General features: G+C 28.6%; 5 protein-coding genes and 1 rRNA gene. All 6 read right to left on the bottom strand.

The genetic code is table 11. The features are described from left to right. Positions 1-543: 543 nt before the first annotated feature. Positions 544-1,650 carry a glucose-1-phosphate adenylyltransferase subunit GlgD gene (gene glgD / locus ARA56_RS15860; protein WP_055268438.1) on the bottom strand — a complete coding sequence of 369 codons (1,107 nt, stop codon included), beginning with the start codon at positions 1,648-1,650 and terminating at the stop codon, positions 544-546. A 25-nt stretch (positions 1,651-1,675) separates the two neighbouring features. Beyond that, positions 1,676-2,833, bottom strand: coding sequence for a glucose-1-phosphate adenylyltransferase (locus tag ARA56_RS15855; protein WP_055268436.1), 1,158 nt, complete (start codon positions 2,831-2,833; stop codon positions 1,676-1,678). Positions 2,834-3,158: 325 nt separating this feature from the next. After that, the gene (locus tag ARA56_RS15850; RefSeq protein WP_055268434.1) at positions 3,159-5,594 is read right to left on the bottom strand and encodes a glycogen/starch/alpha-glucan phosphorylase; all 2,436 of its coding nucleotides are present in this window, start codon (positions 5,592-5,594) and stop codon (positions 3,159-3,161) included. 31 nt (positions 5,595-5,625) lie between these two features. Continuing rightward, on the bottom strand, positions 5,626-7,062 hold the full coding sequence (glgA, locus tag ARA56_RS15845) for a glycogen synthase GlgA (RefSeq protein ID WP_055268432.1): 1,437 nt from the start codon (positions 7,060-7,062) through the stop codon (positions 5,626-5,628). A gap of 13 nt (positions 7,063-7,075) precedes the next feature. Further along, positions 7,076-9,124 (bottom strand): 1,4-alpha-glucan branching protein GlgB, encoded by a 2,049-nt coding sequence (gene glgB, locus ARA56_RS15840; RefSeq protein WP_084759087.1) that lies wholly within the window; start codon positions 9,122-9,124, stop codon positions 7,076-7,078. Positions 9,125-9,756: 632 nt separating this feature from the next. Then, positions 9,757-9,863, bottom strand: a 5S ribosomal RNA gene (gene rrf / locus ARA56_RS15835); the annotation flags it as partial.

The raw sequence follows: 9,863 nt of genomic DNA, 5'->3' as shown, positions 1-9,863 counted from the left end.
TCAAAAGAATTGCTGGATTTATTTTAACTATATTCTGTTCAATTTTCAAAGACCATATTTTGTTATCGCTTCAAGCGACTTCCTTATCTTATCACTCACTCAACTTTATGTCAACAACTTTTTTCAAAGTTTTTTTTGACTTAGTTTCGTTAGCAACGAGACTTATCTTATCACTTACCAAAACAACTGTCAAACACTTTTTTATCTTGTGTTTTTGTTGTTTCGCATCAGCGACGAGATTTATCTTAACATCTTCTCTTTCCACTAACTACTAATCTTTCTATTGCTTTTAAGTATTAAACTTACTTTACTCACTTTTCCTCTATTTTTCTATTATTTAATACTATTGATACACTAGGTACTGTGGTATATTACTACTAATATACTTATCCACTATTCACACATTATCCACAATATATGTTGATTACATTAATATATTTATTAACATAATTAACATTATCCACACACTATAATAATTAACTATCCAAATTTCTATGAGAAAAATGGATAGCTAATTTTTTTATATTATTAAACCTTACTAACTTAGAATATTCTCTTTTTAGGAATTGTAACTGGATTATCTTCTAATCCTTTTAATTCTTCTCCTTTTTTAATTACCACACCTTTATCTGTGATAACTCTATTCATTTTAACTCCATCTTCAATCATTCCATTTTGTAAGATAACACAGTTTTCTAAAACACTGTCTTTACCTATAAATACTTTTCTACCAATTACACAATTTCTTACTGTTCCTTCAATATAAGATCCATTAGCTATTATAGAATTTACTACTGAACTATTTTCTGTATATTGAGTTGGACATTCATCTTTAGGCTTTGTATATATAGGTGAATTACTATAAAACAACTCTTTACTTACCTTTTCTTTTAGAAAATCCATATTTGCATCATAATATGCTTTAATTGAATTTATACATGCTAGGTATCCTTTGAATTCATATCCTCTAACTTTTAAATCCTTTAAATTATCACCAATAAATTGTTTTACCTTTTTATACATTCCACTTTTAATTGACTTATATATTATATCTATAAATAAACTCTTCTTCATTATATACATTTCCATATTTATATTTGAGTTACTTCTATAAGATATATTTTCACCTATACTGATAACATTTGAATTATCATCTAAATTTAAAACTTCACAGTCTGTAAAATTCTCCTTACAGTCCTTAACATTCTTATATACTATAGTGATATCATTACCTTGTTCTCTATGATAATTTAAAACTTCATTATAATCTATATTACATATCATATATGAAGAACTAATTAAAACATAATCTCTTCTGCTATATTCTAAAAAGTCAATATTCTCCCAAAAATTATGGATATCATCATGCGATGGATCTAAATCTGCAAAATTAAATACCCTAAGTCCATCATTTTTACGATGTAAATCCCATGGTCTTCCATTAGTTAAATGATCCATTAATGATCTTGATTTATTCTTAGTGAATATACCTATATTTTCAACTCCTGAATTTGTCATATTAGATAATACAAAATCTATAACTCTATATCTTCCTGCTATAGGTAATGATGCTAAACTTCTATGTCTGGTTAATTCATTAATTCTTTGTTCATTCTCATCTAAATTAATAATTCCTATACAATTATTCATATTCCTCTTCCCCCTATTAATACCCTTATGCTTCTATAGCATCTAAAACACTGCTACTTTTTATTTCTTCTTTTGCTGCGATAACAGCTATATTATTTCCATTTCCTATTTTACAGCTTCTTCTTACTATAGCTTCTGCTCCTACAATAGCTTTTTCAATAACTACATTTTCACCTATCTTAGCTCCTGGCATTATTACAGAATCTCTTATGATAGTATTCTTTCCTACAGAAACACCTTCAAATAGTACTGAATTTTCAACAGTACCTTCTACCCTACATCCTTCTACTACTAAAGCATTTTTAACTACAGCATTTTTACCAATATACTGAGCTGGTCTTACAGGGCTCACTGAATAAATCTTCCATTCATCATCGTATAAAGTTAGTCCATTTTCTCTTCTCAATAAATCCATATTTGCTTCCCAAAGACTGTTTATTGTACCAACATCCTTCCAGTATCCTTCAAATGGGTAAGCAAATAACCTATTTCCTTGTGAAAGCATTTTAGGAATTATGTTTTTACCAAAATCATTGCTAGATTCTTTATCTTTTTCATCTTCCTTTAAAGCTTGTCTTAATAATTTCCAATTAAATATATAAACTCCCATAGAAGCCATTTGACTTTTTGGTTTTGCTGGTTTTTCTTCGAATTCATATATAGATAAATCGTCATTAGTATTCATTATTCCAAATCTACTAGCCTCTTCAAGTGGAACTTCTATTACAGCTATTGTCGCTTCAGCATTTTTTTCTTTGTGGAACTGTAACATCTTGTCATAATTCATCTTATATATATGATCTCCTGATAAAACTAACACGTATTCTGGATCATGATTATCTATGAATTCTATATTTTGGTAAATTGCATTTGCAGTTCCTTTATACCAATTTCCACCTTTTTCTTCTTGATAAGGTGGTAATATTCTAACTCCACCATCTCTTCTATCAAGGTCCCATGGACTACCTATTCCTATATGTGAATTTAACTCTAATGGTTTGTATTGTGTTAAAACTCCTACTGTATATATACCTGAATTTGAACAGTTACTAAGTGGAAAATCTATTATTCTATACTTTCCTCCATATGGTACTGCTGGTTTTGCTAATTTCTTTGTTAACACTCCTAATCTTGAACCTTGTCCCCCTGCTAATATCATAGCTACAATTTCCTTCTTACTCACTACCTTACATCTCCTCTCACTTATACCCTCTACCTTTTATCTAAATAAAATTATGTTACCTACATATTTTAAAATTTATATTAACATTACAATCTAATTAACATTATTAGGATTATGTTAAAAGATATTAAATAGTTATTTTCTTAACTCATTTATATAAATTATTCTTATGCCTAATCTTATTTTTTTATTACTTATATAATTTAATTTCTCACAAAAATAACAGCACTTTTATATCTTATTAAAAGTGCTATTACTTTTATGATATATACTCTAACAATTGCGAAATCTTATTCTGAAAATATTTATAATCAAATTTAAGTTACTATAAATTCTTATATAGTACTTTAGAATCCCATATTCCTGTTGCATACTCTTTTATAGTTCTATCAGATGAAAAAATACCTGAATGAGCTATATTAACTCCACAAATTCTTTGCCATCTTTTTGAATCTCTATATATAAGATCTATTTTCTTTTGCGCTTCCAAATATGCATCAAAATCTTTCAGTACAAAAAACTCATCATTATAACTTAATAAATTAGCATATATTTTACTAAATTTATCTTTATCGCTATTATATCTACCACTTACTAAATCATTTATTACTGCTTTTACTCTTGGATTATTATTATATATATCCCAAGCAGAATAACCTCCATTTTTGTGGTAATTTAAAACTTCATCGGCATTTAATCCAAATATAACTATATTATCTTCCCCAACTTCATCTTTTATTTCTATATTTGCTCCATCTAAAGTTGCTATTGTTACTGCTCCATTCATCATAAATTTCATATTAGATGTTCCAGAAGCTTCTTTTGTAGTTGTAGATATCTGCTCACTCAAATCTGCTGCTGGTATTATTTTTTCTGCTAAAGATACTCTATAGTTCTCCATCATAACTACTTTAAGCTTGTCATTAACTCTAGGATCATTATTTACTTTTTCTGCTATACTACAGATTAATTCTATTGTATTTTTAGCAAGATAATATCCTGGTGCAGCTTTTCCTGCAAATATAATAGTTCTTGGTACAATATCTAAGTTTGGATTTTCTAATAACTGATTATATAAATCCATTATTCTTAAACAATTTAAAGTTTGCCTCTTATATCCATGAATTCTTTTAACTTGTACATCAAAAATAGAATTTATATCTACCTTAATTCCTTCTGTCTTATAAATTTCCTCTGCTAATTTAATCTTATTATTTTGTTTTATTTCCTTTAATCGAGATAATACATTTACATCATCAAGATGATTTTTAAATTTATCTAAATCCATAGGGTGGCGTATAAAACTATCTCCTATAGTTTCTTTTAAAAGATTGGTTAATTCTGGATTACATTTTAATAACCATCTTCTATGGGTTATCCCATTAGTCTTATTGTTAAATTTAGATGGATAAAGATAATAAAAATCAGCCATCTCTCTTTTCTTTAAAATTTCAGTATGAAGTTTTGCAACTCCATTTACACTATGGCTTCCCACTATAGCCAAATTAGCCATTTTTACATATCCATCAGATATTATAGCCATTCTAGATATCTTATCCCATTGGCCTGTATACTTATTCCATAGCTCTTGACAATAACGTTCATTTATCTCATCCACTATCATATAAATTCTTGGTAAAAGACTTTTAAACATATCTGTTGGCCATTTTTCTAAAGCCTCTGCCAATATTGTATGATTAGTGTAAGAAATTGTATTTTGGGTTATTCTCCAAGCCTCTTCCCAAGATAATTCCTCTTGGTCTACTAATATTCTCATAAGCTCAGGTATTGCTAATGTAGGATGCGTATCATTTATATGAATAGCTATTTTTTCATCTAACTCTTTAATATTTCCTCCACATTTCTTGAAGTGTCTAATTATACTTTGTATTCCTGCTGAAACAAAAAAGTATTGTTGCTTTAATCTAAGCATCTTTCCTTCATAAAATGAATCATCAGGATATAATACTAGTGAAATTGATTCTACAGAATTCTTATAAGCCATTGCTTTTAAGAACTCTCCTCTACTAAAAGAAGAAAAATCAAATTCATTTGACACTGGTTCTGCACTCCATAACCTTAATGTATTTACTATATCATTTTCATATCCAACTATAGGAGTATCATAAGGAACTGCTAATACCGGTTCATAATTTACATGAATAAAACTTAGTTTTCCATTCACATTTTCAACCTTTACAGAACCACCAAATTTAACAATCTCAGATTTATCAGCCTTTTTAGTTTCCCATACATTTCCGCCTCTTAGCCAGTTATCAGAGACTTCTACTTGTTGACCATCTACTATTTTCTGCTCAAAGAACCCATACTTATATCTGATTCCACACCCTTGACCTGCTATTTTAAGAGATGCCATAGAATCTAAAAAACAAGCTGCTAGTCTTCCAAGACCGCCATTACCAAGCCCTTGATCTTGTTCTAAATCTTCAATTTCATCTAAATCTATTCCCATCTCTCCTAATGCTTCTTTACACATATCTCTGATTCCTAGATTCAAAAGACAATTTCCCAATAATCTCCCTAATAAGAATTCCATCGAAAAATAGTATACTTGCTTATCTCCTGTTTTTTTATACATTTTATTAGTTTCTATCCACATGTTCGCTACATAATCTTTTACAAGTGCACCTAAAGCTTCATACTTTTGTTGATTAGTTCCTTCACTTAACTCTTTTCCATGTAGTTTAATAAACTTATTTTCATAATCTTTTTTAAAGGTATCCTTATCAATAGATAACATATATCTACCTCCTAAACAGGGGATTTCTAAATTAGCAACTAGTTAATAACTCTTCATATAACTTCTTATACTCTTGAGCTGATTTTTCCCAACTATTATCTGACTCCATAGCTTGTCTTACTATACCTTTCCAATGTTCCTTATCTTTATATAAAGCTAATGCATATTCCGTTATTGACATTAGTTCATTGGCATTATAATTCTTAAATCCAAAGCCATTTCCTACTTTGCTATATTGGTTATATGGACGTATAGTATCTTTTAGTCCACCTGTTTCTCTTACTATCGGAATAGTACCATATCTTAAAGCAATTAACTGTCCTAATCCACAAGGTTCGAATAATGATGGCATCAAGAACATATCAGATGCAGCATATATCTTATGAGCTAGTACATTATCAAATTTTATATTTGCTGATATTTTATCTGGATATCTATATTGAAGTTTCTTAAACGTTTCTTCATACAAATAGTCTCCAGTTCCTAGAATTACAACTTGAATGTCATTTTGTAATAATCTATCTATTATATTTATTATTAAATCGCATCCCTTTTGATTAGTTAATCTAGATACTAATCCTATCATTGGAGTATTTTCTTTTTGTGGTAAACCTAATTCCTTTTGTAGTAATATCTTATTTTCTGTCTTGCCTTTTAAATCTTCATAATTAAATTTCCTATATATTAAATTATCTTCTTCAGGATTAAACTCTTCGTAATCTATACCATTTACAATTCCTTTAAGCCTAAAGCTTTTTTCTCTTAACAATCCATCCAAACCTTCACCATACTGTGGAGTTTTTATCTCCTCAGCATAACTATTACTTACAGTTGTGATTATATCACTATAATTTAAAGCTCCTTTCATAAAGCTAGCTCCACCGTGTAACTCTACACTTCCATTTGCCATAGGCATATAATCGTACCCAAAATAATTTGGTAAAATATCTGGTGAAAAAGTTCCCTTAAATAATAAATTATGAATTGAAAAAACTGTTTTCATATTAGAGTAAAATGGATCTTTCCTATACTCTAATTTGTGTAATACAGGTATCATACCGGTTTGCCAGTCGTTACAATTTATGATATCTGGTTGCCAGTCAATTTCCTTTAAAAAGCACAATACAGCTCTATCAAAAAAAGCAAATCTTTCTGCATCATCACCATATCCGTATAATCCATCTCTGTTAAAATAGTATTCATTATCTATGAAATAATAAGTAACAGATTTATGTTCATACTTAAATACTCCACAATATTGATTTCTCCATCCAACAGGAACCATAAACCATTTAATAAATTCAAGTTTTTTAACATAATCACCTTTTATATTTTTATGCTTAGGTAAAACTACTCTTGCATCTACACCTAGATTATGCAAAGATTGTGGTAATGCTCCCATTACATCACCTAATCCTCCTGTTTTAACAAATGGATTTGCTTCAGATGTAACAAATAAAACTTTCATCAAATCCCCTCCATTATTTATGTTTATTAACATTATTTATAGACAAAACAGTTGCAGCCATTGGTGGAACCTTTATCTTAATAGAATAAGGTCTATTATTCATTTCAATTTCCTCAGCCACTAAAATATCTGTCATTATCTGACCTGATCCACCAAACTCTAAACTATCTGTATTAAATACTTCTTTATATTCTCCCTTATAAGGTACACCTAATCTAAAGTCATATCTTACTACTGGAGTAAAATTAAACACAAATATTAATATTTCATTTTCATCTCTTCCTTTACGTATAAAGGAGTATACACTTGAATTATTATTATCTGCATCAATCCATTCAAACCCCTTATAATCATAATCTAGCTCCCATAATGCTTTATTATCTTTATAAAATTTATTAAGAGATTTAAAATACTCCTGTGTTTTTTTATGATTTTCAAATTTATCTATTAAAAACCACTCTAATTCTTCATACTCTCTCCACTCTATAAATTGTCCAAACTCACTTCCCATAAAAAGGAGCTTCTTTCCTGGATGCCCAATCATATAAGCTGCATATAATCTTAATCCTGCAAACTTATTCCAAATATCTCCCCACATCTTATTCACTAAAGAGTATTTTCCATGTACCACTTCATCATGGGATATAGGTAAAATAAAATTTTCATTGTAGTTATACATCATTGAGAAATTTATTTTATTATGATGATATTTTCTATATATAGGATCCATCTCTATATACTTTAATGTATCGTTCATCCATCCCATATTCCATTTAAAATTAAATCCTAAACCACCTTCTTCTACAGGCTTTGATATTTTAGGCCATGATGTTGCTTCTTCAGCTATCATCATTACATTATAAAAATTTTCCCTAATTACTGTATTTAAAGTTTTTATAAATTCAATAGCTTCTAGGTTACCATTTTGACCATATCTATTAGGTCTCCACTCTCCATCATTTCTTCCATAGTTCAAATATAGCATATTAGATACTGCATCTACTCTTAATCCATCTATATGAAATTCTTTTAACCAATATACTGCATTAGATATTAAAAAACTTCTAACTTCAGGCCTACCTAGGTCAAAATTACAAGTTCCCCACCCTTTATTTTCTGCTTTCCACTCTTCTTGATATTCATAAGTAGGTGTGCCATCAAATCTGTATAAGCCGTGAATATCTTTGCAAAAATGACCTGGAACCCAATCTAAAATAACTCCTATTCCAACCTTATGAAGTTCATCTATTAAATATTTCAGATCATTTTCATCGCCGTATCTAGTAGTGGCAGAATAATATCCTGTTATTTGATATCCCCATGATGCATCTAATGGATGCTCCATTAATGGCATCAACTCTACATGTGTGTATGACATTTCTTTTAAATATTTAGGTAACTCTTTAGCAATTTCTCTATATGTTAAAAATTCTCCATTTTTTCTTTTCCAAGATCCTAGATGCATTTCATATATATTTATTGGACTTTCATACATATTATATCTTCTTCTTTTAGCCATCCAACTTCTATCATTCCATTTATATTTATCTTGCTTTTCATTAACTACTATTGAAGCAGTATTAGGTCTAAGCTCAGATTTAAATGCAAATGGATCCGCTTTATAAGTATGATGTCCATACATATTTTCTATAGAATACTTATATAATGTTCCCTCACTCAAATTAGGAATAAATAGAGTCCATATTCCAGCTTCAGTTATCTTGTCCATTTTATACTCATCTCTAATTTCAAAAGATGAAAAATCACCTACTACATAAACACTTTTTGCATTAGGCGCCCAAACTGAGAATCTAACTCCTTTTTTCTTTTTTTCAGTAACTACATGTGATCCCATAAACGCATAACTATTGTAGTTTTTGCCTTCATGAAATAAATATGTGTTAAAATCTGTTATCTCGCATTTCGCTTTTTTACTTGCTACCTTCTTTTCTTTTTTTTCTTCTATTTCTTCTATTACTTCTATACTCTTATTTTTCCAATTCACTTCATCATTAAAAGATTTAGCAATATTATCAGTAGATTCTAGAATATTTTGTCTCATGTTATGCCTCCTTACTACATTTGTTTTATTAATTTTGTCATTTATGGAATAAATTATATTATGCTTATTAATTTTATCATCATAGATAAAATATCATCAACACTTTTCAAACGACATTAAATTCATAAAAAATCTTAAGTATACTTTTACATTTTTAAAAAATTAAATATTTAGATAAGATTATGTTGTTTATCGTCGTATTACGTCTCTTTTAGTAGATAATTTATTAAAGAAAATCCATAAAATATACCTTATCATATGTATATTTGTCTTTTAAATTTATAATTAAAGTTAAATCTATAGAAAATCTCTCCACCAATTTATTTATATTTAAAATAACTAATATTATATAAAATTTTGACTTTATTTATAAATTTATATAATAAAAAAGACCTAAGAATATTCTTAAGTCTTTTTTATTCTCTATTAACTTTACTAAAAGAAATTTAAAATTTTCAAATTTACCTCAATCTAAAGCATCTATCAATATTTTTTTCTGCTACTACATGTAATTTTTCAGCAATAATCATTCCAAAAGTTAGTTTTGGAATATAATTTCCGGCTTCTTAGTATAGTTTATATACTTTTATAAAACAAAAAAACACTTAAGATAAACTTAAGTGTTTTTACTAACCAGGCAACGTCCTACTCTCCCACACAGTCTCCCATGCAGTACCATTGGCGCTGTAGAGCTTAACTTTCCTGTTCGGAATGGGAAGGAGTGTTTCCTCTACGCCAT

This window comes from Clostridium disporicum (assembly GCF_001405015.1).
GTDB classification, from domain to species: domain Bacteria; phylum Bacillota; class Clostridia; order Clostridiales; family Clostridiaceae; genus Clostridium; species Clostridium disporicum_B.
Note: the sequence above shows the minus strand (reverse complement) of the source record. Positions and strands in the feature narration are given on the sequence as shown.

What these genes read in the sequence shown, in the direction of transcription:
- glgD (WP_055268438.1), bottom strand. Translation starts at nt 1,650, where the DNA reads ATGAATAATTGTATAGGAATTATTAATTTAGATGAGAATGAACAAAGA.
- ARA56_RS15850 (WP_055268434.1), bottom strand. Translation starts at nt 5,594, where the DNA reads ATGTTATCTATTGATAAGGATACCTTTAAAAAAGATTATGAAAATAAG.
- glgA (WP_055268432.1), bottom strand. Translation starts at nt 7,062, where the DNA reads ATGAAAGTTTTATTTGTTACATCTGAAGCAAATCCATTTGTTAAAACA.
- glgB (WP_084759087.1), bottom strand. Translation starts at nt 9,124, where the DNA reads ATGAGACAAAATATTCTAGAATCTACTGATAATATTGCTAAATCTTTT.